Origin of the sequence: Thalassotalea nanhaiensis (assembly GCF_031583575.1) — a bacterium.
GTDB lineage: Bacteria > Pseudomonadota > Gammaproteobacteria > Enterobacterales > Alteromonadaceae > Thalassotalea_A > Thalassotalea_A nanhaiensis.
The window spans coordinates 3647368-3673496 of the sequence record NZ_CP134146.1 but is presented as its reverse complement, the minus strand read 5'-3'; the positions used below and the strand labels follow the sequence as shown (position 1 = coordinate 3673496).

The 26129-nt window shown below is 38.2% G+C and carries 23 protein-coding genes; 12 read left to right on the top strand and 11 right to left on the bottom strand.

Annotated features, from left to right (window positions below; translation table 11 throughout):
* The first annotated feature begins 7 nt into the window (after nt 1-7).
* From RI845_RS15940 to RI845_RS15925, 4 genes are all read left to right on the top strand, one after another.
* Nucleotides 8-370 carry a hypothetical protein gene (locus RI845_RS15940; protein ID WP_348387160.1) on the top strand — a complete coding sequence of 121 codons (363 nt, stop codon included), beginning with the start codon at nt 8-10 and terminating at the stop codon, nt 368-370.
* A 146-nt stretch (nt 371-516) separates the two neighbouring features.
* The gene (locus RI845_RS15935) at nt 517-1020 is read left to right on the top strand and encodes a hypothetical protein (RefSeq protein ID WP_348387159.1); all 504 of its coding nucleotides are present in this window, start codon (nt 517-519) and stop codon (nt 1018-1020) included.
* Between the two features lie 490 nt (nt 1021-1510).
* Nucleotides 1511-1849: a P-II family nitrogen regulator gene (locus tag RI845_RS15930; protein ID WP_348387158.1), complete on the top strand. Its 339-nt coding sequence runs from the start codon at nt 1511-1513 to the stop codon at nt 1847-1849.
* A 14-nt stretch (nt 1850-1863) separates the two neighbouring features.
* The gene (locus RI845_RS15925) at nt 1864-3108 is read left to right on the top strand and encodes an ammonium transporter (RefSeq protein WP_348387157.1); all 1245 of its coding nucleotides are present in this window, start codon (nt 1864-1866) and stop codon (nt 3106-3108) included.
* Between the two features lie 79 nt (nt 3109-3187).
* On the opposite strand, the gene RI845_RS15920 is transcribed toward RI845_RS15925, so the two are convergent.
* Nucleotides 3188-4021 carry a 2OG-Fe(II) oxygenase family protein gene (locus RI845_RS15920; protein WP_348387156.1) on the bottom strand — a complete coding sequence of 278 codons (834 nt, stop codon included), beginning with the start codon at nt 4019-4021 and terminating at the stop codon, nt 3188-3190.
* 163 nt (nt 4022-4184) lie between these two features.
* Between RI845_RS15920 and RI845_RS15915 the strand changes: the two genes are divergently transcribed.
* Both RI845_RS15915 and RI845_RS15910 read left to right on the top strand, forming a co-directional pair.
* Nucleotides 4185-4571, top strand: a complete 387-nt coding sequence (locus RI845_RS15915) for a hypothetical protein (RefSeq protein WP_348387155.1) — start codon at nt 4185-4187, stop codon at nt 4569-4571.
* Nucleotides 4558-5070: a TlpA disulfide reductase family protein gene (locus tag RI845_RS15910; RefSeq protein ID WP_348387154.1), complete on the top strand. Its 513-nt coding sequence runs from the start codon at nt 4558-4560 to the stop codon at nt 5068-5070. The genes RI845_RS15915 and RI845_RS15910 overlap by 14 nt, the downstream gene beginning before the upstream one ends.
* Nucleotides 5071-5407: 337 nt before the next feature.
* Here RI845_RS15910 and putA read toward each other — a convergent pair whose 3' ends face one another.
* Nucleotides 5408-9205 carry a bifunctional proline dehydrogenase/L-glutamate gamma-semialdehyde dehydrogenase PutA gene (gene putA, locus RI845_RS15905; RefSeq protein WP_348387153.1) on the bottom strand — a complete coding sequence of 1266 codons (3798 nt, stop codon included), beginning with the start codon at nt 9203-9205 and terminating at the stop codon, nt 5408-5410.
* Nucleotides 9206-9417: 212 nt separating this feature from the next.
* On the opposite strand from putA, the gene RI845_RS15900 reads away from it, so the two are divergent.
* Both RI845_RS15900 and RI845_RS15895 read left to right on the top strand, forming a co-directional pair.
* Nucleotides 9418-9897, top strand: coding sequence for a winged helix-turn-helix transcriptional regulator (locus tag RI845_RS15900; protein WP_348387152.1), 480 nt, complete (start codon nt 9418-9420; stop codon nt 9895-9897).
* A gap of 125 nt (nt 9898-10022) precedes the next feature.
* Nucleotides 10023-10310, top strand: a complete 288-nt coding sequence (locus RI845_RS15895; RefSeq protein ID WP_348387151.1) for an Lpp/OprI family alanine-zipper lipoprotein — start codon at nt 10023-10025, stop codon at nt 10308-10310.
* Between the two features lie 171 nt (nt 10311-10481).
* On the opposite strand, the gene RI845_RS15890 is transcribed toward RI845_RS15895, so the two are convergent.
* Entirely contained in the window at nt 10482-11690 is a 1209-nt protein-coding gene (locus RI845_RS15890) for an IS256 family transposase (RefSeq protein ID WP_348389553.1), read from the bottom strand.
* 286 nt (nt 11691-11976) lie between these two features.
* Nucleotides 11977-12879 carry a L,D-transpeptidase family protein gene (locus tag RI845_RS15885; RefSeq protein ID WP_348387150.1) on the bottom strand — a complete coding sequence of 301 codons (903 nt, stop codon included), beginning with the start codon at nt 12877-12879 and terminating at the stop codon, nt 11977-11979.
* A 155-nt stretch (nt 12880-13034) separates the two neighbouring features.
* On the opposite strand from RI845_RS15885, the gene RI845_RS15880 reads away from it, so the two are divergent.
* Together RI845_RS15880 and RI845_RS15875 are read left to right on the top strand one after the other, a co-directional pair.
* Entirely contained in the window at nt 13035-13802 is a 768-nt protein-coding gene (locus tag RI845_RS15880; protein WP_348387149.1) for a class II aldolase/adducin family protein, read from the top strand.
* Between the two features lie 187 nt (nt 13803-13989).
* Nucleotides 13990-15165: a mandelate racemase/muconate lactonizing enzyme family protein gene (locus RI845_RS15875; RefSeq protein WP_348387148.1), complete on the top strand. Its 1176-nt coding sequence runs from the start codon at nt 13990-13992 to the stop codon at nt 15163-15165.
* A 12-nt stretch (nt 15166-15177) separates the two neighbouring features.
* Here the strand turns inward: RI845_RS15875 and RI845_RS15870 are convergent, their stop codons facing one another.
* From RI845_RS15870 to RI845_RS15850, 5 genes are all read right to left on the bottom strand, one after another.
* The gene (locus RI845_RS15870; RefSeq protein WP_348387147.1) at nt 15178-16026 is read right to left on the bottom strand and encodes an amidohydrolase family protein; all 849 of its coding nucleotides are present in this window, start codon (nt 16024-16026) and stop codon (nt 15178-15180) included.
* Between the two features lie 11 nt (nt 16027-16037).
* Nucleotides 16038-16766, bottom strand: coding sequence for an SDR family NAD(P)-dependent oxidoreductase (locus RI845_RS15865; RefSeq protein WP_348387146.1), 729 nt, complete (start codon nt 16764-16766; stop codon nt 16038-16040).
* Between the two features lie 26 nt (nt 16767-16792).
* On the bottom strand, nt 16793-17554 hold the full coding sequence (locus RI845_RS15860) for an NRDE family protein (RefSeq protein WP_348387145.1): 762 nt from the start codon (nt 17552-17554) through the stop codon (nt 16793-16795).
* Between the two features lie 14 nt (nt 17555-17568).
* The gene (locus RI845_RS15855) at nt 17569-18792 is read right to left on the bottom strand and encodes a threonine/serine exporter family protein (protein ID WP_348387144.1); all 1224 of its coding nucleotides are present in this window, start codon (nt 18790-18792) and stop codon (nt 17569-17571) included.
* 146 nt (nt 18793-18938) lie between these two features.
* Complete coding sequence (locus tag RI845_RS15850) at nt 18939-20786, bottom strand: DUF885 domain-containing protein (protein WP_348387143.1); 1848 nt, start codon at nt 20784-20786, stop codon at nt 18939-18941.
* A 134-nt stretch (nt 20787-20920) separates the two neighbouring features.
* Here RI845_RS15850 and RI845_RS15845 point away from each other — a divergent pair, with 134 nt between their 5' ends.
* Nucleotides 20921-21343: a DUF3010 family protein gene (locus RI845_RS15845; protein ID WP_348387142.1), complete on the top strand. Its 423-nt coding sequence runs from the start codon at nt 20921-20923 to the stop codon at nt 21341-21343.
* A gap of 94 nt (nt 21344-21437) precedes the next feature.
* On the opposite strand, the gene RI845_RS15840 is transcribed toward RI845_RS15845, so the two are convergent.
* Entirely contained in the window at nt 21438-22775 is a 1338-nt protein-coding gene (locus RI845_RS15840; protein ID WP_348387141.1) for a hypothetical protein, read from the bottom strand.
* 263 nt (nt 22776-23038) lie between these two features.
* Nucleotides 23039-24850 (bottom strand): DUF885 domain-containing protein, encoded by a 1812-nt coding sequence (locus RI845_RS15835; RefSeq protein WP_348387140.1) that lies wholly within the window; start codon nt 24848-24850, stop codon nt 23039-23041.
* 259 nt (nt 24851-25109) lie between these two features.
* Here RI845_RS15835 and RI845_RS15830 point away from each other — a divergent pair, with 259 nt between their 5' ends.
* Complete coding sequence (locus RI845_RS15830) at nt 25110-26129, top strand: Fe(3+) ABC transporter substrate-binding protein (protein WP_405054132.1); 1020 nt, start codon at nt 25110-25112, stop codon at nt 26127-26129.

The window sequence follows — 26129 nt, the reverse complement described above, 5'->3', positions numbered from 1 at the left end:
GCCTTGAGTGTTCGCAAAAATCATTGAAAAAATCAAAAATAAAATAAGTGAATTGGAAGAATACGCTGACAACTCCAAAATAGGTTTCACAGTTAAAGGACTTGTTACTTATTCAGGTCATGATGGATTATATGAAATAGAAAAGGTGTATCCTTTCTTAGCCATTATAGATAAAGCCAATATTGAACTCTCAGCTACTCATATTACCCAATTGCTTGAGAGTCAAGATTGGAACAATGTTAATATCGAAGAGTACAGTGAAATAACTCTAAGCGATTACAGTAAGCAATCTGAAGGTCATGAGGATTGGCAAAAAATGATAAATGAGCAAGGTGCGTTCTATATAATCTACACAGAAAATGGTACTTAACAAATTCAAGAATGGCACGTTTGCACCACTCACCGATTTAACGTAATGTAATCAAAAGCTCACAGGCCGCTGCGAGCGATTAACGGTCGTTGATTAAACATAACTTCACTTGATAAAACTATTAGCTAGTCAGGAAAACAGTATCTATGTTTCGTATTTTATTATCTATTTTGATTTTATGTAGTGCCCAAACATTCGCTGGTAAAATAGAGACTAATGTAATAAAACTTACTCCAGATTCTGCCGCTAATTTAGATTTTTTTGTAACGATTGATAGATTCGATACAAGAAAAAATATTTCTAGTTTTATCGATATCGCTTTCCCTATCGAAATAGAAAATGTAGGTATATTTGTTAGTGCTACGTTAATACAGGGTAAGGTAGAGAACCCTTTCTTTAAAACAAACTTAAGTAGTTGTCCTAGTAGTTATTCCGATGAAATTGATATTGTAAGTTTTGAAACTACGGAAAAAGAAGTAAGTGAATTCAAAATATACATAAAATACAAAAATGAATTAACTGGGCTGCGTACTTTCTTTTTTATCGAAGAGCTCAATAATTTTTCGGAATACGACACAGATGCAATTATTCGTAAAATTCAGTCCTCAGCAAATCCAAAGAAACCTAGAAATAGAGTTTGTTCTTATTAATTATATTTGAAACTTACATGTTAATTAAAAAGGACGGCTCGTATCTTGCCGAATTTTCCGACTTTTTATAAGGCTTTGCGACCGTCTCTGAATGGCACTTAAGAGACGAATAGGTTCTAATGGGATTACTGTAAGGTAGTCCTTTTTTATGTCAAAACACAGGTTGTGAAACTAGTAAAAACTTCATTGGAATATTGGTAAAAAACACCCAAATATTCACCTTTCTTTATGCCTATATAAAGTAAGCACTAATTAATTTCGATAAATCAGAGACTTAAAAATCTCATGCTGCACGAAAATCTCAAACTATCTGAATTTTACCATCTAGTTTTTACCTGTTATGCACTTATCTAGTGATTATTGAGCACTACTATGGTGCACCATTATGGTGCCTTAGGCTGGTGCTGTCTGCAACTCATTGTTTTTTAACGTTTAATAAAGTTGGTACATAACTTGTAACCCTTTAGTCAGCTTATAAATAGGGGGCGAAATGAAAATAATTAACGCAATAATAAAACCATTCAAACTAGATGACGTTAGAGAAGCAATATCTGAAGTTGGCGTAGAAGGCTTAACTGTTTCAGAAGTTCGCGGTTTTGGCCGTCAAAAAGGTCACACTGAATTATACCGTGGTGCTGAGTATCAAGTGGATTTCCTGCCAAAAGTAAAACTAGAAATAGCAGTGAAAGCCGACGATGTTGAACGCATTATTGATGCAATCAGCAAGTCTGCCCACACCGGTAAAATAGGTGACGGTAAAATTTTCGTATATGACCTTGAGTCAGCAGTGCGTATTCGTACTGGTGAGCTTGATGTAGCAGCACTTTAATAGGGGATTGAGTAATGGAAGAGTTAGCAACAGTAACATCAACAGTCTCTGAATTGAGATTTGCTTTAGATACATTTTACTTTTTAATGTCAGGTGTATTAGTTATGTGGATGGCAGCAGGTTTTGCCATGTTAGAAGCGGGTTTAGTACGCTCTAAAAATACCACTGAAATTTTAACTAAGAACATCACACTGTATTCAATTGCGTGTGTAATGTTTTTATTAGTGGGCTATAACATCATGTATGTTGATAACCCTGAAGGCGGAATTTTACCAAGTATTGCTGGTTTAATTGGTACGCAAGCTGAAGGCGCTGATCATTCTTTAGAATCAGATTTCTTCTTCCAAGTAGTATTCGTAGCAACAGCAATGTCTATTGTTTCAGGTGCGGTTGCAGAGCGCATGAAGCTTTGGGCTTTCTTAGTATTTACAGTCGTATTAACTGGCTTTATTTACCCGGTAGAAGGTTACTGGACTTGGGGTGGTGGTTTCTTATCTGAAGCTGGTTTCTCTGATTTTGCAGGTTCTGGTATTGTACATATGGCCGGCGCTGCAGCTGCTTTAGCTGGTGTTTTATTACTTGGCGCTCGTAAAGGTAAATACGGTAAAAACGGTGAAATTTACCCAATTCCTGGTTCAAACATGCCGCTTGCTACATTAGGTACTTTTATCTTATGGATGGGTTGGTTTGGTTTTAACGGTGGTTCTCAGTTACTTCTTTCTGATGCTGAAAATGCAACTGCTGTTGGTCAAATTTTCTTAAATACTAACGCTGCTGCTGCCGCAGGTGCTGTTGCTGCTTTATTACTTAACAAAGCTATTTGGGGTAAAGCTGACTTAACTATGATCTTAAACGGTGCATTAGCTGGTCTTGTTACAATTACTGCTGACCCACTGTCTCCATCACCAATCTTTGCTTCATTAATTGGTGCTCTTGGTGGTGTATTAGTTGTGTTCTCAATTACTTCTTTAGATAAAATGAAGATTGATGATCCAGTAGGTGCTATCTCTGTTCACGGTGTTGTTGGTTTCTTCGCTCTTATGGTTGTTCCATTTAGCAACGGTGATGCAACATTTGGTGCTCAACTTTACGGTGCTTTCATTATCTTTGCTTGGGTATTCGCAGCTAGCTTTGTAGTTTGGTATGCATTGAAGAAAACAATGGGTATCCGTGTTAGTGACGAAGATGAATACAACGGTGTAGATAAAGTAGATTGTGGTATTGAAGCTTACCCAGAGTTCGTATCTCTAAAAAGCTAATAACTAAAATCTGAGTTTTAGTTTAAATAGAAAAGGAGCCATTTGGCTCCTTTTTGTTTTTAACGGTAAAGCTTATAGCTTAAATCACACCCAACTCTCGTAAACGTTCCATCAAATAACTGTGTTGAGTATGACGCTCAGACAGCTTTACTTCACTTCTTGGATGAAGAAATAACGGTAGTGAAATTCTAGACTTGCTCGCATCAGTACCCTCAGGGTTAATTACTCTGTGACTTGTTGATGGAAAATAACCACCTGATGCTTCTTGTAGCATGTCACCAATATTAATAATTAAATTACCGAAATCTGAAGGTACATCCAGCCATTCACCTGACTGTAATTGCACTTGTAAACCAGGTTCATTGGCCGCAGGTAAAATTGTTAATAAGTTAATGTCTTCGTGTGCTGCCGCTCTAATTGCACCAAGCTCTTCATTGCCAGCCAGAGGAGGGTAATGTAATACCCTTAACAGAGTATTAGGCGTATCCATGATCATATTTGATAACGGCTCTGAATAAAGCTTTGCAACCTCTGGTGGACTATATTTTTCTACCCAATCTAGCAATTCGCCAGCAAGACTCGATGCTAATTTATAGTAATGTAATATTTCAGTTTTTAAATCCTCTGGAATTCGTCCCCAAGGATACACATGATAATATTCTTTAATGTCTTTTTGTTGATGGCCTTTTGCTGTTTCTGAAATATCAGTGCTAAAGAAACCATCTTGTTTGGCAGGGTCAAAAGCATATTGTTCTTTATCACCAAATGAAAAGAATCGTTGCCAGTTGCTATAGATAGACTCGACTAATTCTTTTTTAATTGGGTGATTTACTAGTACGCCAAATCCTGTCTCTCTAAGTGAGGCAACAAACTTTTCACCGGCATCTTCTGCATGGTAATCGACAACTTGCATTGGTAATTCTCTTTTAATTTATTTTCTTAATAAGTTTAGCTTAGCAATTGTATTGAATTTGTCATTAATTGTCATTAATTGCTGGTTATTCAATTGCTCCAACCAAGTGTAAATGCTATGTTAGTTTCAAGTTGTCTTTCCTAATTATCATAGAGAATTTTCCATGAAACCAATAACAATTGCCTTTATTACGACCACACTATTGTCTCAAGCTGGGTGTTCATTTTTTCAGGATGATCCATGTGAAGATATTACCTTTAGCTCAGAGCAACAAGCTGATTGTGCTCAGCTGCAACGTAGAATTGTAAATGCCAAAGGTAATCCAATTAAACGTACCGAATTAGAACGTCGTTATGAACAAGACTGTGTAAATTTACGTTATTACCGTGACGATCAAACGCAAACTCGTTGCGAAAACCAAGCAAGTGTTGATAAATGGATCAAAGAAGAGAAAGCCGAAATTGCACGTGATCCAGAGCATGGCTTAGAGACTAAAGATATACCTGAGCAAGATACGGAAGATTCAGTAAATTTAGATGCTGAGCAATAATGTTATGTTCAGTCGGTATATCAAGCAGGTTGGTCAGTTAGTTTTAATTCTAAGCACTTTACTGTTAAGTTTTTCTACAAGCGCAAGTGCTAATAATGCAGGCGCAGACAGTAAAGCTCAACTGCAACAATTACTGGATGAGAATAAAGGTAAAGTTATTTACTTGGATTTCTGGGCTTCGTGGTGTATTCCTTGTCGAAAATCTTTTCCATGGATGAATGCCATGGAAGATAAATATGCCGAACAAGGGTTTAAGGTCATTACGGTAAACGTAGATGTCGAAAAGTCACTGGCTATCGAGTTTTTAGAAGAAAATCCGGCTGACTTTAGTGTTATTTATGATCCTAAAGGTAACATAGCGAAAGAGTTTAAACTTAAAGGTATGCCTAGCAGTTACATGATTAATAAGTTAGGTAAGCCTGTTTCTGCTCATGTTGGTTTTTATACCGATAAAAAAGCAGAATATGAAGCTGAGATTGTTAAGTTATTAGAAGAATAAGAGCGAGAAACGAGAAAACTAGAAACGAAAATCCAGTCTACAGACATACCAAGTAATAATACTTGGGGTCGTGATGCTTACATTACTTTTCTTGATTTGAAAAATAGCATTTCCTGAATTTCTTTCAGGCTCTAAATTTAAATAGAGATCCTGAAATGAGTTCAGGAAGTGATTAGGTAGAAAGTTCAGGAAGTGTGATGTTATAAGTACTAGATGGGAAGAGGCATTCAAGCTCTTCGTTTCTCGATTCTAGCATTCTCGTATCTTAGCTATAAAAAGGCCGCATTATTGAAAAATAATGCGGCCTTTAAATTTTGTTTACTTAGTTGAATCAGATCTAGTCTTCTAATTCCATTGTCATCAATGATGCATTACCACCCGCGGCAGTTGTATCAATTGTCACTGTTTTCTCAGTTACCAAGCGTTGGAATAATTTAGTATGAGTTTGTGCCGTTATTAATGGCAATATTGCGCCACTTCTAGCGGCAAGACGTTCCCCGACAATTTGTTTTAATCGGCTTGAACTATCAAGTACTGCACCGGTTAAGTGGCTATGCTCAAGTACAGTTGGCAAATGGTTTAATGAAATTACTTGGAAAATTCCAGATACTAAACCGATTTTGCTTAATACTTGCTCACAGGTTTGTGCCTCGCTTAGGTACTCATCACTTACTAATGCGATAACGTTGTTACCAGCAGCAAGGGCAGAAACAACAGATACCAACCAAAACTCAAAACTAGTATCTTGATCACGAATACACGCTAATATGCCACGCGATTCAAGATAGAGTTTATTCGATTCACCTGTAGGGCCAGGTAGAGTCGTTGGTTCACTGATCACTTTTTCAATGTGAGTAAGTTGTTCGCGTGCCGCTACCAATACTTGTTCAAGCTCTGCTTCTTGTGAGATAAACAATTTATTATTAGCAATCTGCGCCAATAATTGACGTGCTACCGATACACGAACATTTACCGGCGAATCACGCCATTTAAGTTCATCATTCTTGGCATTTTGCAGCTTAGATCCAACTTTCCAGGCATTGCTTTCATGCTCTGCAAATTGGTTTTCAATCGCTTGTTTTTCATCATTGCTTAGTAAATTATCTTCACTAAGTTGTGGCTCTTTAACCAAACGCGTTAAATACATTGGGCCACCAGCTTTAGGACCGGTACCTGATAAGCCGCGACCACCGAATGGTTGTACACCAACCACGGCGCCAATCATATTACGGTTTACATATACGTTACCGGCACGAGAGCGTTTTGCCAGATATTCACTTTTCTCTTCAATACGAGTGTGAATACCCATGGTTAAACCAAAGCCTGTACCGTTAATTTGGTCAATCACGTTATCTATTTCACTGGCTTTAAAGCGGATCACATGCACACATGGACCAAACACTTCTTTGGTTAATACCGATAAATCGCTAATTTCATATAAGCGAGGAACGAAAAAGTAATTACCAACATCACCCATATCTGGCGCTTTGCATTCATAATGCAGCGTTGCTTTATCTTTCAAATAATCAACATGGTTGTTTAAGGCAGTAAATGCTTTTTCATCAATAACCGGACCAACATCTGTACTAAAATACGCAGGATCGCCAACATGAAGCTCTTTCATTGCACCGCTGATCATATTAATTACTTTATCGGCAATATCTTCTTGCAAGAATAAAACACGCAATGCTGAACAACGTTGCCCTGCAGATTGGAAACCAGAAGCCACAACGTCGTCAACCACTTGCTCTGGTAGCGCTGTAGAGTCAACCACCATACAGTTTTGGCCACCGGTTTCAGCGATTAACGGTACAGGGTCGCCATCACGCTCAGCAAGTTTTTGCGAAATCCAAGTACCTGTTTCGGTAGAGCCGGTAAACATGATAGCTTGAACGCGTTCATCTGGAACTATGTGAGCACCAACTTTGCTACCGCGTGCAATAACTGGCATTACGACACCTTCAGGCAAACCACATTCCGTCATTAACTCAATGGTTCTTAATGCTATTAAGCTGGTTTGTTCTGCTGGTTTTGCCACCACGGTGTTACCGGTTACGATAGCGGCAGCAACTTGACCTAAGAATATTGCTAGTGGGAAATTCCAAGGACTGATACAAAGCACAACACCGCGAGATTGAAGGTTTGAATCAGTTAACATCGTTTGCGCTCGAGCGGCATAGTAACGGCAAAAGTCTACCGCTTCACGAACTTCGGCAACGCCATCAACAGGTATTTTTCCTGCTTCTTTAATACATAACGCTATAAGTTCGTCGCGGTTAGCTTCAAGTGCATCGGCTGTTTTTAATAAAATATCAGCACGCACTTTTACATCGGTAGTTGACCATGTATTAAATGCGCTTTGAGCAGATGCGAGAATATTTTCCATTTCCTGTTCATCTGCATGATTAATGTAGCCAATAATTTCATTGTGGTTAGCTGGATTAATTACCGGCTCTCCGCCTGTTACATTTTCAGTTGATACCGCTTTAGCGAACCAATTATCCAAGTTTGCACGCATTGGCGTAACTTGATCAATATTGGTTAAATCGATACCTTTTGAATTGTCACGCTCAGCGCCATACATGGCGATAGATTGTGGTATCTGTGGGTTATAAACGTCTTTCCAGCTTTGTACAACTTCAACCGGATCACTCAGTAATGATTCAACCGGTATATTTTCATCAACAATGTTGTTTACAAATGAGCTGTTAGCACCGTTCTCAAGTAAGCGACGTACTAAATAAGCAAGTAAGTCTTCATGTTCACCTACTGGCGCATAAACACGACAAGAAATGCGTTCGCCAGTAACGACTTGGTCATATAAAGATTCGCCCATACCGTGTAAACGTTGGAACTCAAATCCTTCATGGTTGTCAGTCATTTCAATAATGGTGGCAACTGTATAGGCATTGTGGGTCGCAAACTGAGGGTAAATACTGTCGCGGTAGCTTAATAACCGTTTTGCACAGGCATGGTAGGAAACATCCGTTGCCGGTTTACGTGAGAATACCGGGAAGTCTTCATAACCTTCAACTTGGCTGATTTTAATCTCTGCATCCCAATAGGCACCTTTTACCAGACGTACCATCATTTGACGATTGGCTTTTAAGGTTTGTTCACGTACCCATTCAACAACGTATAAAGCACGTTTTTGGTAAGCTTGTAAGGCAATACCGAAACCATTCCAACCATCTAGATCCTTATCTAAAAATACTGCGCCGATAATATCTAATGAAATATCTAAACGATCAGCTTCTTCAGCATCAACGGTAAAGCCAATATTGTAAGCTTTAGCTCTTAATGCTAAATCTTTTAAACGTGGAACTAATTCTTCAATTACACGTTCACGATGTGAAAACTCATATCTAGGGTGAATCGCAGATAGCTTAATTGATATTCCTGGGCTTTTTTGTGGCCCTTTACCTTGTGCGGCTTTGCCAATTACTTCAATAGCATTTACGTAACTGTCAAAATAACGGTCCGCATCTTTCATCGTGCGAGCGCCTTCGCCCAGCATATCGTATGAATAGGTATAGCCTTTTGCTTCAGTTTTTATCGCACGTTCTACGGCTGAATTTATGTTACGACCCATAACAAATTGGGTACCCATAATTTTCATTGCATAACGAACTGCCTTACGAATTACCGGCTCGCCCAAACGGCCAATAGTTTTTTTCAATAAACCAAACTGTTGTTTTTTATTTTCATCAGAATAAGTGACTAACTTGCCGGTAAGTAATAAGCCCCAAGAAGAAGCATTTACAAATATAGAGTCGCTATTACCAATGTGTGAACTCCAATCACCTTCCGCTAATTTATCGCGAATTAAACTATCAGCTGTGGCTTTATCTGGAACACGTAGTAATGCTTCGGCAAGACACATTAGTACTACACCTTCTTCACTAGAAAGTGAAAATTCGTTTAACAAGGCATCAACGCCACCTTTACCTGTTTGATCTTTACGAATTTGTACCACTAGTTGACGAGCACGTTCCCAAGCACGAGAGCGTGCATTGGCGCCAATTTCAGCTAACGGCAATAAAGTATTTAATACATCGTTTTCGTTTGCACGATAGTGATCGCGTATTTGCTGACGAATAGGGTCGGTTGTCGTTAAAGTACCGTTAAAAAGCATAGTATCTACCTATATATATGAATCAGATTTGTTTAAGAACATGAGGCAATAAACAAATTAAAATTATGTAATTCTAGTTTTTGAATAGCTAAGTATTCAGCGCAAAATAATTTTTGAATTTTAATGAAATAACCACCGAATGTGTTGGTGAAATTCGCTTTTATTCAGTGTATTATTTGGAAATTGTAAATTAATGCACTATAAAATACTAAATGAGTTACAAAAGTAGAACACTTGACCGTATAGATTTAACGATATTAGACACTTTGCAACGACAAGGGCGTATTTCTAATGTTGAACTTGCTAAGCAAGTTAATCTTAGTCCAAGCCCTTGTCTAGATCGAGTAAAGCGCTTAGAAAACGAAGGTTTTATTAAGCGCTACGGCGCAGTGCTTGATGCACAATTATTAAATGTTGGTATGTCGGCCTTTATTCAAGTGACGTTAGATAGAACCACTGCGGATGTGTTCAATCAGTTTCGCGACGAAGTTGTAAATATTAAAGAGGTTGCTGAGTGTCATATGGTGGCAGGTGGATTCGATTATTTATTAAAGCTTAGAGTGGTTGATATGAACAATTACCGTGATGTACTTGGTATGATTGTAGAGCTACCCGGAGTTTCTCAAACTCATACTTATGTAGTGATTGAAAATGTTAAGGAAGATTTAGGTCTTCCGGTATTGGATAATTAGCTTATAAATCATTCAAACCATTAAAAAATAACAATAAAAAACTGTTTTTTTTAATATTTATGCCATACTGACTAAGAATGTGAGATACATTCACAGTTAAATTAATATGAAATTGGAGTCTCAGGATGAATAACAAATTAATCACTCTTTCAGGGGTAGTATTAGCACTAGGTTTAACTGGTTGTGCTAATAATGATGAACTTAATCAAAGTATTGCTGATTTAAACACTAAAGTTGATAGCCTTTCTGCACAAGTAGAAAGTTTAACTGGTGATCATGCGGCGATGAAAGCAGCTCATGAAGAAAATGCAGCAGAAGCACAAGCAGCTAAAGAAATGGCAGCAGAAGCAGCAGCTGAAGCAGCAAAAGCTAACGAACGTGTAGACAACGTTGTAAGCTCTTATAAAAAATAAACAGTTAATAAGCTGTTCGCCTGATTAAATTCAGACGTTATTTTCTAAATAATCGACCGGACTTGTTCCGGTCGTTTTTATACCAACCTGTATAAGTATATAGTCAACTCAGTGTTTATCAAACGCACTAGAACAATCGACCCTGTAACAGATTCTGTGTAACTGCCAGGTTTAAATAACATCTTTCAAACGGTCTTCGAATTCAATCATAAATCGATTCAAGGCCGTTTTCCAATTTCTTATCGGCATCGTCCACTTTTTCGATGCTTGCTCTATCGCTAAATAAATCACTTTCCGCGCAGAATCATCATGCGGAAACAGCTTACGTTTCTTAATAGCCTTACGGATAACACTGTTGAGTGATTCAATCGCATTGGTCGTGTAAATGGCTTTGCGAATATCTTCCGGGTAGTTGAACAATGTACTGACGTTCTGCCAGTTATTACGCCATGAACGAGAGATATTGGGGTATTTATCGTCCCAGCGTTGCTCAAATTGGTCGAGCGACATCAAGGCTTCATCTTCTGTGACTGATTGATAAATACGCTTTAAATCAGCCGTGATGGCCTTGTAGTCTTTCCACGGCACAAACTTCAATGAGTTACGCACCATATGCACAATACAGAGCTGTATTTGTGTGTCAGGGTAAACCGTATTAATGGCATCAGGAAAGCCCTTCAAGCCATCAACACACGCTATGAGGATATCTTTTACACCACGGTTTTGAAGTTCGGTTAACACGTTCATCCAGAACTTGGCGCCTTCGTTTTCCGATATCCACATACCCAGTAATTCTTTATGGCCTTCAACATTGACACCTAAGGCTAGGTAAACGGCTTTATTGATGACTTGCTTATCTTGTCTGATTTTTACAACTAAACAATCCAAATATACAATGGGGTAAACCGCATCAAGCGGCCTTGCTTGCCACTCAACCACTTGTTCAATGACAGCATTAGTGACGCGAGAAATCAGTGTTGGTGAAACATCTGCGTCATACATTTCTTTGAATGTAGCGACGATGTCGCGCGTGGTCATGCCTTTGGAATACAAATATAAAATTTTGTCATCCATCGAGGTAAAACGGGTTTGATTCTTTTTAACGAGTTGTGGTTCAAAGCTTGAATCTCTATCACGAGGTGCTTCTAAATCGACTTCACCATCTTCTGTTCTGATGGTTTTAGGAGAATAACCATTGCGGTAATTCTCTTTACTCGATTGTTCGTGGCGAGAGTAACCAAGGTGTTCGTCTAGCTCTGCATTGAGCGCAGCTTCGACGGTCACCTTGGTGAGCATTTTACGAAAATCAGTTAAGTCTGATTCTGTTTTGATTGATTTAGCGGCTTGCTTAGCAAACGCTTCGAGTTCTTTTTTATTCATCATTGCCTATCCTAAACCCTTTAGGGGTTAATAATAGGCAATTACACAGATTTAGTTACAGGGTCGAACAATCTAAATTTAAAGCAGATAGTTATTCTATCTTCTTTAAATTTGGGGCCGTTATCGTGGGTTTGATAATCACCCAAAGGGCGATGCTATAAGAGTTTTATACTTCGTTAAACATTTTTACAGTGGAATAACCACAGTACAAAATGAAAGCCTCGTCTAAAACTCTTTTAGTATCGCTGAGTGACTCATTCCTTATGCAGATTGGTATTATTTCCAGCTACAATTCTACTGGGATCCCTTTCGGGTTCGCAATTATTTCTTTCAATAACTCAATATCGTCTTGTTCAGAGCCGATAAATTTTTCCACACCTTTGGAAACTGGCAATAGGCTAGGTACATTGCCTTGGTTATCTGACAGTGGAGAATGTATTTCAATTAAACGCTTATCAGGTGCAATATAAGCCATCTTTATTGGTGCATTGATAATTTTAACTTTAGTCCCTGGCGCTGATTGTTTAAAAAGCCATTCAATATCTTCAGGGTTCATTCGAATACAACCTGAACTTGCACGCATGCCAATACCAAACCGTTGATTAGTGCCGTGAATCAAATAAGCACTGGTACCAATTCGCATGGCGTAATCACCTAATGGGTTGTCTGGCCCTGCTTTGATCATTTTTGCCATCTGCACACCGTGCTTTTCAAAATAATCTTTTCGTGTATCTTCGGTAGGAAACCAGTTGGGATTGGTGCGTTTTTCGGTTATTTCACTAATCAAGGTCGGTGTAGAGTGACCAATTTTTCCAATTCCAACAGGAAACACGTTCACTGTCTTTTTCTTATTATTAAAATAATAAAGACGCAGCTCTGACAAATTGATAACAATACCGTTGTGTTTGCCGTAAGGGAGAATAAGTTGTGTTGGAATGATTAGTTCTGTACCAGGTTCAGGTCGTAGTGGATCAACGCCTGGGTTTGCTTCCATCAGGGCTAAAAAGCCGACATTAAATTTTTGCGCTAATTGCTGAAAGTAATCACCTTTTACCACAGTATATTTGGTGACCTCGCCAACAAGTCTACTGTTATCCTGCGGCAGTTTATATTCGATTGCATTTGCGCTATTGCTCAGCGAGAAGAAAATGCAAATTGATATAATAGTTGAGAATACTTTATTCAACATTCATTGATTCCAAGGGTATAATTTTACTAGAGATAAGTTTACTCTGCTGTAACAATGATTGCTAGTAATACCAATTCAGAGAAATTATCGGACTTGGTATGATTGCAATGTATAATACGTACTATCAATTATAAACAATGTTTAAGGCGATGAAGTTGTTTGATTTACCAGAAAGAGATTTAAAGCATCACGTGAGTGAAAATGAATGGCGGACTCGCTTAGATTTAGCTGCATGTTATCGCTTAGTCGCACATTTTGGCTGGGATGATTTAATTTATACGCATATATCAGCGCAAATACCTAACACCGAGCATTACCTTATAAATGCGTTTGGTGTCGCATTTGATGAAGTAACAGCATCAAATTTAGTCAAAATAGATATAAACGGTAATATTCTAGACGGTGGTGAATTTGACATTAACCCTGCCGGTTTCACTATCCATAGCGCTATTCATGAAGTACGCCATGATGCAGGGTGTGTAATGCATTTACATACCAACTCAACCATTGCGGTAGCATCACAAAAGCAGGGTTTACTTCCTTTAAGTCAATACTCCATGTTTTCAATGGCATCGATGAGTTATCACGACTATGAAGGCTTGGCAGTAAACCCAGAAGAGAAACGACGTTTGCAGCAAAACTTGGGCACAAATAATCACTTATTATTGAGAAACCATGGCGGTTTAACGCTTGGTGCTACTATTGGTGATGCATTTATGCGTATGTACGATTTAAACCGTGCCTGTGAAATTCAATTGATGTTGCAAGCAAGTGGTGAAGAGCTAATCATGGTTGAGCAACCTATTGTTGATAATATTATTGCACAAGCAAATGTCGTGCATACCGGTTCAACTGGTGGGCAAAAATCATGGCCAGCAATGATGCGTAAAGCGTATCGACTTGACCCTGGTTTTGCTAAGTAAGAACAAGGAACGAGATTAATAGAAACTAGAAACGAAGAGCAGCTTAGCTCATTAACCGACTTCATGAAACAAGTTCAGGAAATGGCGTTGTTAGTTTCTCGTTGCTCGTATCTAGTTCCTTCTATAATTACCGAATATTAACTTTATATAATTACAGTTTAATAAAATAACCCTCTTTGGAGAATCCATGAAAATCACCCGTGTAGAAATTTTTGATATCGAATGCCCTGAAAGACCACCTTGGAACCCTGTGTTTATTCGCATTCATACTGATGAAGGTATCTCTGGCGTTGGTGAAGCAGGGTTAGCCTACGATTGGGGCCATAGTGCAGCCGCAGCGATGATAAAAGAAATTGCCGAAGCCGTATTAATAGGCTTCAACCCGTTTCAAACAGAGCTTTTATGGTCGCGTATGCTGAGAGAAAGTTTTTGGGGACTTGGTGGCGGCCCTGTACTTTATTCGGCAATGAGTGCAATAGATACCGCGCTTTGGGATATTAAAGGCAAGGCATTAGGTGTACCGGTTTACCAACTGTTAGGTGGTAAGGTAAATGATAAATTGCGCACTTACGCGAGCCAATTACAGTTTGATTGGGATAAAGAGTGTAAAAAACTTATCCAACCAGAAGAGTACGCTGAAGCTGCCTTAAAAGCGGTAAGCGAGGGCTATGATGCGGTAAAAGTCGATCCAATCGTTTATAACCACGATGGTAGTTCGGCATTTGATCGCACTAAGTTATTTACTAACCCACAAATGCGTTTATTTGGCAATCGCCTTAGAGCTATCCGTAACGCTGTTGGTGATGATGTCGATATTATTTTTGAATCGCATTCATTAATGGGGGCTGCGTCAGCAATTCAAATGGGAAAAATAGTCGAAGAAGTCGGCTGTATGATGTATGAAGAGCCGGTGAATTATTTAAACTCAGCGGTTCATAAAAAAGTATCTGATAATGTTAATGTCCCTATCGCAGGTGGTGAACGTTTGTATCACCGCTGGGATGTGCGTCCATATTTTGAAGATCAAAGCATCGATGTGCTCCAGCCAGATGTTGGCCTATGTGGTGGTTTTACCGAAGCGAAAAAAGTTTGTGATTACGCTGATGTTTACGATATTCGCATTCAAGCCCATGTTTGTGGTGGTCCTGTGGCAACCGCGGCATCATTACATTTGGAAACTGCGATACCAAACTTTTTAATTCATGAACATCATACCTATGCGATTAAAGCGTGGAATCGTGAATTATGTATCCAAGATCCTCAACCCGTTAATGGTTTCTTTCAAGTGTCTGAAGAGCCAGGTATTGGTATTGAACTTAACGATGAGATTGTTATGCGTTCACCTCGAGCGGAAGTGAAGTAAACCACGCTTACTTTATAACTGATAGACCCTAGAAGCGTTGTTAAAACACAGGGCTTCAAGGGTTTTATCTGCAAAACCAGAAAGCTGTGCATACTGCTGCCATATTTGGGCGTAGCTGATACTGAATAAACACACGGGAAAATTGCTGGCTAACATCACTCGGTGTTCACCAAATATAGTAATGATTGAATGCACTAGTGGTGCTAATATTTCCGGTTGCCAATTATTATCGCGCATCTCCCAACCCGAACACTTTATAAAACACCGCTCATGCTCAGCAAGAGTAGCTAAGCCATTTTTCAATCCTTGATTAAGAGTATTGTCATCTATTGCACCACAATGATTAATGATAATGGTCAAGTTGGGCACGTCTAAAAGATAACCTGATAACTGTGCAACTACAGCCATATCTGAACAATCGCATTGTAATTCAAAAATAAGCTCTAGTGATGCCAGAAGTTTAAGGTTTGCGAGAAAGTTAGGGTGAGCAAGAATTATTGCTGCCTGATCATCGAGAATATGACGGATACCAATAAAGGAATTATATTGCTGTAACGTTTGTATGTGGTGATGAAAATCAGCTGAGCAAATATCGGCAAAAGCAATGCTTTTAAATGGCGTGGTGCAGTGTTGCTCGAGCCAGGCTAATTCTCGCTCGGGTTTGTTGTTATCAAAACCTGCCTCAATGTGTACAAAACCCGCAAGAGTCATTGACTCATTCAGTACTAAATCAACCTCATTAAAGTTACGATTAATTAATGCCTTTTTCGGCCAAAAAGGTGGGTTACTAGGCTCTAGCCAATGGTAATCGCCACTAATTAAGTCGAATAAATGAATATGCGGGTCAATAATTTTATACATAATTTTTTAAGCTAGCCAGTGGTATAACCGCCATCAATTACTTGTAAGCTACCGGTAATAAATGGTGCCTTATCGCTCGCCAGAAACAACGCATATTGTGCCACTTCTTCTGGCTGGCCTAGACGATTTAGTGGCTGTAATGCTGCTTCTTCAGCATGAACCTGAATTTTGTTTGCGCCACTTTCAGCACAGTATTTGTCAATGGCTTTATGGTAAAGTGGAGTTTCAATAGTACCTGGGCAAATGGCATTAGCGCGGATATTATATTTGGCATAATCAAGTGCGGTAGTTTTTGCCATAGACGCTAACGCATGTTTTGATAAGTTATAGGCAAAGGAATTTGATTTTCCAACAAGTGCTTGGTCGGATGCTATATAAATAATACTGCCTTGATTTTGCTTTTTCATTAAAGATAAAACAGCTTTAGTCGCGGCAAATGCGCCTTTAACGTTAATGGCAAATACTTCATCTAGCAATTCTTCTGAAGTGTTTTCAATACTGGCTGACCGATGGATACCGGCGTTAGAAATTAACACGTCTACCTGCTTTTCTTGACTGTTTATTTGAGCGATGGCTTGTTGCACCTGTTCAACCTTACTCATATCACATTGAATAAAGTGACCAAGGGTCGAGTGCTGAATATCTAAATTATAAACAGTGTAATCATTGCTAATAAAGGCTTTTACAATCGCCAAGCCAATGCCTGAAGAGCCGCCAGTAACAATACAAATTTTATTCATGCTTTTCACTTTTATTAATGTTGTTTTTATTGATGCGCGAGGGCAAATTGTTTTTTATTAAATATCTCAGCGTTGCTAGTATAGCTTTGTTCATAAAAATCAATACTACCACTATGGTGTTTTAAAATTACAGCAGTAGAACGAGTGCCGTATTCGCTGGACTTGATGAATATACTGGATAGTTTTCGTTCCCATTCCAAGCCTACTCCGGTTTCTGGTAGTAATTCATCTGGTGCTTGAGTGGGATCTTGCATGATGGCAAACAAATGTTCACTGTGTAACTCTTGTTGTTCACTTATTAATTGCTCTAGTAGTATTTCACCTTTAGCCATTTTCGGCCACACATCATCCATTGCACCATTACAGATAGCATGAAAGCCATCCGTTAATAACGTATGTTCTAACGTACTGCTGTTAAAACAATATAAATTATTATCTTGCGTATAAACGAGGTTAAATGGATTGTAGTGCTGACTGTTTTGAATCAACCATTGCTGATTAATTAACTCTGGCTGTTGCAGTGCCAATTGTACTAATTCTCCGCGAGATTTAGCATCAATATTCAGCATTAAAGCACTTCTTATATTCGTTAAAGCTGAAAAGTCGCCTTGTTTATTCAGCCCAAGCCAAGTCCCATTTGCTTGTAAGTCTTGACCGGCTAATATTTCAGCTGGTGCAGGCCAAAAATACGCTGACTTTGTTGGTCGTTGATGAAATTCATCGCGATTAGCGGCAATGATTAATGGATAATCCTTATGCTGATTAATGGCGATGAATAATATACACATAGTTATCTTTATGCTTACAGTGAGCTTCGTGGGCGTACGGCAACATTAGCAAAAATGAGCCCGGCGACGAGTGACATGAAAATTAAGAACGTTTGTGAGCCTAACTGATCAGCCTGTACAATCTGGCTACCGGTTACCATAGAGTTTAAACCAATATAAACTTTCGAACCTGGTACTAATACAACTAGACCCTGGAGCATAACAACTGTGGCTGGCGCTTTTAAGAATCGAGCAAAAAGGTTTGAATACGCGCCCACAGCAAAAGCACCAACAAATGCACTAAGAGAAACTCCAACATAGTTCGTTGCCCAAACACTAGAGCCATAGGCGATGAAACCACATAAAATTCCCCAAAATGCATGACGAGGTCTTGCTCTGAAGATAATCACCAAAGACATAGACAGAATTAATACCGCTAGCCATTGAGTCCATTGAGGCACAAGTTCTACATCTATTTTATCCACAGTTCCCCACAACAAACTGCCTAAAGTTAAACCTAAAATAGCGCCAAAATAAAGCTTGAACATGGTCATTAACGCATCCATTATCTTCGCGGTTCCCGATATTAAATTACGTTCAGCCAGTTCGCTCAGGCCTGTGGTCAGTGATAAGCCCGGGATAAAAACAATAATACTCGACAGGATAACTAAAGGTGCATTTATGGTGGGGTCAATTAATGTAATGGCACTTGCCCCTACAGCTGCCACAATACTTGATAATGGCTCAAGCATATTACCAACACTTTTCGATTTTTCCGACCAAATAACCAATAGAAAAACGATAAAACCAAGCAGGGTAGACCAAAATACATCGTTCCAGGAAGTATGCATTAACATGGCAAATGCACCTGAAGATGCACCAAAACCCAAAAACGTAAGAAATGGCGAGTAAGGAGACGGTTTATTGGGTATTTCCTGCAAGCGCTCAATGGCTTCCGATAAAGTGCGTTGACCTGAATCTAGTTCGTCTACCAGTTCATTGGTTCTAGATAATGCGCCTAGATCAATATCTCCTGGGCTCACTCGAACTATAAAGTTATGTTCTTGTTGGTCTTCAACATTAAAAAGTACGAACGTTAATGAGGTGGGCGTGATCACAAATGACGCTTGTACTTCTAATAAGCGGGAAACGTTTTTCAAATGATTTTCTAAACGATAAGCGGTAGCGCCAAACTTATGCAATAGTTTGCCAAGAGTAATAATAAAGTGGCGCTTTTGTGTAAACGAATCTGGTTTCACTAACGTTATTCCTAATGAGGTGTTGCCAATAACTTCTATGCTGTTAATTTTACTACTTATATTTAATTATGGTTAACTTTTATTGCAAAAAAAGGGCTAACTTTTTAGTTAACCCTTATGACTACTTTAAAACATCATTTATGTCATTACTCTGACAACATCATTTGACGAATAATTGGTACTGGCGAGCTGCCATAACTTAAAAATTGGTTATGAAAGTCGGCTAAGTCAAAATCATCACCAAGCTTTTCTTTTAGCTCTTCACGCAAGTCATAAATTTCTGAGTAACCGGTAAAGTAACTGGTAAGCTGTACCTGTGAAAGAGTTGCTCTGCGCCATTTACCTTGTGCTTCAGCTTCTTGTTGGAATGCTTCGTTGATCATCATGTCCAAGGCTTTTTCTTCGCTTAAATTATTCACTTGAATTGAATAGTCGATGATTGAATTCATGATAGTACGTAAATTCCACTTGTAATACATCAACCAAAGCTCTGGTTCAAAGTCACCATAACCTTCTTCCAGCATCATGCGCTCAGTATAAACCGCCCAACCTTCAACCATAGCACCGTTACCAAATATAGATTTAACTAAAGATTTTGATTTATTGCTGTGTACTAACTGGGTGTAATGACCTGGAACTGCTTCATGAATATTTAAAATTTGCAGTAACCAATGGTTATACTCTTTTAAATAGCTTTCGGCTTGTTCAGCATTAAAGTTATCTAAAGGCGTTACGTTATAATAAGTATTGGCATTTGCATCATATGGTCCAGGAGGGTTGATAGATGCCCCAGCAAACCCACGTTGATATATTGGAGTTTCACGAACTACTAAAGGTTTGTCAGCATCCATCTCTAGCAGCTTTTTATCCATAACAAATTTTTCAAGTTCAGGAATTTGCGCGCGGATGCTATCTACAAATTTTTCACGTTCAACATGATTAACTGAAATATGATCAATGACTTGCTTTATTGCTACTAATTTATCGCTAGGCATTGCCGTATCGGCAAAATACTTTGGCCAAAGCTGTTCGGCAATTTCTGCCATTTCGCCATGTACTCGGCCTTTTTCTTTAACTGCTTTATCAAACAGTTGCTTAGCAGTTAAACTTGAGTAGATATCTAAAGAAAACTTCTTATCGTACAATGCTTCGCCAATGCGAAAATCTTTAGCAGTGCCGTTGGCTTTGAGCTCTTCCAGCTTTTCTTCACACCATTTAATGTACTTATTTATTGCCGAAGCGCTTTTAGCTAAACGGAAATTAAAATCAGCTTTTTCAGTGTCACTTAAACCAGACTCAATCATGGCGGCATGAATTGTGTCAGTAAATAATGACGCAGCGCCTTTATTTTGCTGAATTGCCAATTCTGTATGTGGGATAGTTGGCGTTGTTATGTTGGCTTTCGCCGCTTCATAATATGCCGGGATGTTTTCCATACGACGGAAGATTGCTCGCAAACGCTCATCTTTCGCTTTGTAGTCGGTGTTTAAAATAACGCCAAAAACTCCGGCTACATTATAGTTAGCAGGGTTCCATTGATGAGACTTAAATTCTTCAACGGTAAACAGCTGTGATTCCATTTGGTTTTTTAAAATATAGTAATCGCTGGCATTGTTTGCACTAAGTTTGTTTACATCAAAGGCTGTTAATGTCGTCAATCTATCCTTAGTAAAAGTAACTTCTTCGTCAATGCGCTTTTGGTCTGGAACTGGTAATTGATCATCATATTTATAATAACCCACATAAACGGCGTAGCCAGGGTTGTACTGCCAAAACTCTTCAATTAATGTATGGGTAAATGTTTCAAATTCGGCATTGAGTTTTGGATCTACATTGTTGCTTTTCTCTCGAACACTTTCTTGTGGTGCAGATGCTGATTCTTCAGGAGTAACTTCTGTTGGCTGTTCAACCTTACTTGGTTGTTGTGTTTTTTCTGCTGGTGAGCAGCCCGATAAAGCTGCAAAAATAGCGGCAGAGAGTAAATACTTTTTCATCATTAACCTTAAAAATTATTGTGAGATACTTTATTTCATTTAGATTGCCAACAAGTTTACTGTAAAGCAAATTAATTACATATAAATCCTAAGTTTAGATTATAATGTGTTCATTAAGTTTAATAGGAGAAACCATGAGAGTTTGTGGTGTAGAAATCAAAGCCGATGAAGCTGTAATTAGTTTAGTCGCATTAGAAAATAATTTGTATGACATTCCTCATTTGCGCGTGCCAAAAATTGCACTGCAAAAAGGAACTGATGCTGAAAATATTCGTAAATTTCAATTTGCTTTTAAAAAGTTAGTTGAAGACTATAAAATTGATGCAGTTGTAATCAAAGAACGTGCTACTAAAGGCAAGTTTGCCGGTGGCTCACAAGGATTTAAAATTGAGGCTGCCATTCAGTTGATCGATGACTTACAAGTAGAACTTGTACGCGCGAATATCATTAAAGAAAAATTGAACAAAGCACAAGTAAGTATCGACTTTAGAGATACCGGTTTAAAGCAATTTCAACAAAATGCGTTTGAAGCAGCATTTACCTTCTTTAACCCGTAACAATTAATAGGTTTAACAACTAAAAAGGGGTCAGTGATAATTTTATTCAGAATAAAATTATCACTGACCCCTTTATTTTTCCAAATCCTTTATTTTACTTAACTAATTCAACAAAATATTGGTGCACAGTATCGTCTGTGATATCCATTTGTTGATTAACATCAGCATGACCAAGTTTGGTGTAATAATTTATGTATTCTTGATAGTTGTCAAAACTATGATGTCTTAATAAGTTAACCTGAGTAACATCGATGCCTGTATCACCGTTAATAATATCTTCAAAGCCAGGTAATAAAGTATTCATCGGAAGTTGACCTTCAATTGGGCCAAAAGAAGTCCATAATACTGGCATATCTAATTGCGTGTCAGGATTCTTTGCATCAAACACATAACTGATCACTGCCATTTTATGCTTACTTACATGCGAGTAATCATAAGCGCCTGATGCTTCGATTTCACCCCAGGTTATATAGTCAATATTTTCATCATCTTCGCTTGGCTTAACCGCGAGTGAATCATTGTAATCGGGACTAAAAACGGTTTCTCTACTTTTTAAACCAACAGAGCCAAATGGTGAAGATTCTTCTTTAAAAATAAAGTCGGCACTGGCACTGTATACTGCGTTACCCGTGAACTTATGATTTTCAAAAATAATTGTTTCATTTGATTCGGCCACGACTGTTTTAGCAAAGTGTCTAGTGTGGTTAAATATTTGCGAAGTGGTCATATTCATATCTTTGCGATTAAAACTAACCGAGATACCGTTGCCATCGTCAAAAACTTCCCAAGTACCGTTTTCGGTGGTGGTAAAGTCCTGATGAAAGCCAACAAATCCTTCTTCAGAATCATAAACTGCAAATGAGTGTTCAGGCCATTCTTGGCCACTAATTCGACATGATTCTACTTGTTTAAATGTTGTTGTACTGCCGTCAATCAACTCATAGCCTTCAAACGTAGCTGAGCTTAGTGCGTTTTGAACATTGTTTGAGTTGATGTGTGATAACACTACATCTTGAGTAATGCACTCACAAGTTGAGTTATCTAATTTATCCGAATGCGTTGCATAGTAAGTCGCCTTTACGTCACTATCAACTTGATGATAAGACATCGCCTGATAAGACTCGATATTATTATCGCCTTTAAACGCGGCTAATACGGTAAAGTTTATTTTATCGTTAGTCGTGGTGATTTCAACGAGGCCTTCATCATTTATTTGATGTTCGCTTAGTACTTGCCAATTCTCATCTTGTAAAAATACCTGAGCATCGGAGTAGGGGGTTGCCTGACCACATGAATTTTTTATAAGTGATTGTAAGGTGAATTGATGAGTTGTTGGTTCTTTATCATCATCATCACTACCACCGCTACCACTGCCACAAGCAGTTAATAGAATTAAGCTTGGTAAATAAGATAATCGAAGGAGTTTGTGCATAACTAATCCATAGTATTTTTATTATTGGTAAGCATTTTAATTACTTACTCAGCGCTTACTTTCTAATATACCGATGAGTTAAGCCTTAGGGAATAAAAAATAAGGTAATAGCTGAGAAAGATTGTATTATTTTGTAAATATGTGGGAATAACTAACAAAATGGCGAAATAATTCGCCATTTTTACTTCAAGGATGAGGTAATGCCAATCTAACAGGAACGTTAAAGACTGGCTTAGTATTTAGATCTTAGGCAATAAAAAATACTACAACTGGCTATCTACCCATGATTGAATTTTTCTAGCCAAAATTGGCATCGGCAAAGCACCATCGGTTAACACTTGGGTGTGGAATTTTTTAATATCAAATTTATCACCTAACTGTTTTTCAGCGTTGGTGCGCATTTCACGTATCGCGCGTTGCCCTGTTTTATAGGCTAATGCTTGTCCAGGAATAGAAATGTAACGCTCAACTTCTGCTGTAATGTCACTTAACGCTAAAGATGAATTATCGACCATAAATTGAATGGCTTGTTCACGAGTCCAACCAAAGGCGTGTAAACCTGTATCTACTACCAAGCGCATCGCTCTAAGCTGTTCATCAGAAAGACGTCCATACCATTGATAAGGGTCAGTAAACATGCCCATTTCTTTACCTAAACTTTCAGCGTACAGTGCCCACCCTTCTGCAAATACTGTGTAACCACCAAACTTTCTGAACATTGGTAAACTCTGCACTTCTTGCTGAATACTGATTTGAAAATGGTGGCCAGGCGATGCTTCATGAATACTTAATGTTTCAAGAATAAATTTCGGCTGTGCTTTTAAGTTATGAGTATTGATATAAAAAATACCTGGGCGAGATCCATCAGGAGCTGGACTTTGATAACTGGCACCTGCACTTGATGCAGCCCTAAACGCTTCAACCGCTCTTACTTCGTAATCTGCACGAGGAAACACTTCAAATAACGCTGGTAAACGCGAGTTAATATCATTTTTAACATCGGTATAAGCTTTCACAACTTCGGCTTCGTTTTGCCAATAAAACTGTGGGTCTTCTTGTAAAAACTTGAAGAAGGCTTTTAAATCGCCTGTAAAGCCAACTTGTTGTTTCACCTGTTTCATTTCAGCTAAAATTCTTGCAACTTCTTGTTGACCAAATTTATGAATCTCTTCTGCAGATAAAGGTAATGTGGTGTTCTTCTCTATTTGATATTCATACCATGCTTTACCGTTAGGTAATTCTGATAAACCAACAGTTGCACGGCCATGCGGCAAGTATTCGTTTAAGATGAAATCATGGAACTTTGCGTATACAGGAGATAACGTTTCTAATATAAGAGTTTCGTATTGGGCTGTTATTTTGGTTTTATCTGCAGAACTAATTTGTTCATTCTTAGCAAGCATGGTTACCGGACCATAAAACACACTGTCTTTTGCTTCTTTCACAATATGCACAGATAATTGCGGTAATATTTTTTCTATAATGGCTTTAGGTAAAACATAGCCATTTTTAACGCCTTCACGCATAGATGCAGTTACGCTATCCATATATAGAGCAAAACCGTGGCTACGCTCAACAAAGTTTTGGTAATCCTTTACGGTATTAAACGGCTGGGCACTTTTACCAGAGCCTAACGTCGCAAAAGAGTTATGTATGCCATACATTTGGTTTAAAGGCATAAAGTGACTATTAAATTCTGAGCTTTTTATCGCTAACTTTCTATCGCGCAAAAATATTTCATAACTTAATAGATCTTGGCCTTCGAGCTTAGATTTATCAATGGCTTCAATTTGTTTCAAATACGTCTGTTCGTGTTCAAGTTCATTTTTAAGACTTTCGGCTGATATAGGAACACTGAATTTATTATTGTATTCATTTAATCCAACATAAGTACCCGATATTGGTGACAAAGCAATACTCGCGTTGAAATAATTATCAAATAATGTTGCAAGCTTTGCTGACTCTTGTTGCTCGGAAGCGACTACTTCAGTTGTGTTTTTTTTTGTTTCATCTGTTGCTGTAGTACAGCCAGTAATCGCCGTAATTAAAGTAAGTGCTAATAAAGATTTTTTCATAGTGTTAAGTAGAATTTCGTGTAAATAGATTTATGCTTATGAGGGTAAATGATTTTTTAATAAAAGAAAGGTCTTTGCAACATTAACTTACCATTTATTGAATAAAGAAAGGCCCAAGTAACGAACATCGTTGCAGAATATAACAATTTAATACTTTTTTTGTACGATGAATAAGTATAATCCAAATGAGAATTATTGTTATTTAGAGTGTGTTACTCTTAAATATAAACGGCTAGCAGGCGCAAATATGTTAAACAAAATAAAATGGATCAAAGCAACATCAATCGCTACCTTTACTTTACTCATAAGCAGTGTATCTGCAAGTGCATTAGCAAATGAAGTGAACATCTATTCATACCGTCAAACATTTTTAATTGAACCTATCTTAGAAAAGTTTACGGCTCAAACTGGGATTAAAACCAATGTTGTTTTTGCCAAGAGTGGATTGATAGAACGTCTTAAAAAAGATGGTAGATACTCTCCTGCAGACGTGGTGTTAACGTCTGACTTTGCGCGCTTAATGCAGATCAGTGATGAAGGATTAAGCCAAGCAGTTAGCAGCGATATTTTAACGGCTAATATTCCTAGCCAATTTCGTGATAATGACAATCAATGGTTTGCATTAACAAAACGAGTTCGCAATGTTTATGCCTCTAAAGAACGTATGGCGAACCTATCTGGTATAAGTTATGAAGACTTAGCGAAACCACAATATAAAAATAAAGTGTGTATGCGAAGTTCAAAACATCCTTATAACATCGCTTTAGTGGCATCAATGATCGCCCATCACGGCAGTGCTGAAACAAAAACGTGGTTACAAGGATTAAAAGCTAATTTAGCTCGTAAACCACAAGGCAATGATCGTGGTCAAGTAAAAGCAGTAAAAGAAGGTGAGTGTGATTTAGCCTTAGGTAACAGTTATTACTTTGGTGTGATGCAACAAGATCCTGAGCAAAAAAAATGGGCCGATTCTGTCAATATTTTATTTCCAAACCAACATGATCGTGGCGCTCATATTAATGTAAGTGGTATTGCAATGACAAAGTATGCCCCTAACCAAGACTCGGCTAAAAAATTAATGGAATTTTTATCATCATCGCAAGCACAACAAGTATATGCTTCGGTGAATATGGAGTATCCGGTAAACCCGACGGTGAAACCATCTGAAATAGTTGCCTCTTGGGGAGCCTTTAAGGAAGATAATTTAGCGATGACTAAAGTTGCTGAAAATCGTCAAGCAGCAATTATGCTACTAGATGAAGTAAAGTTTGATTTATAA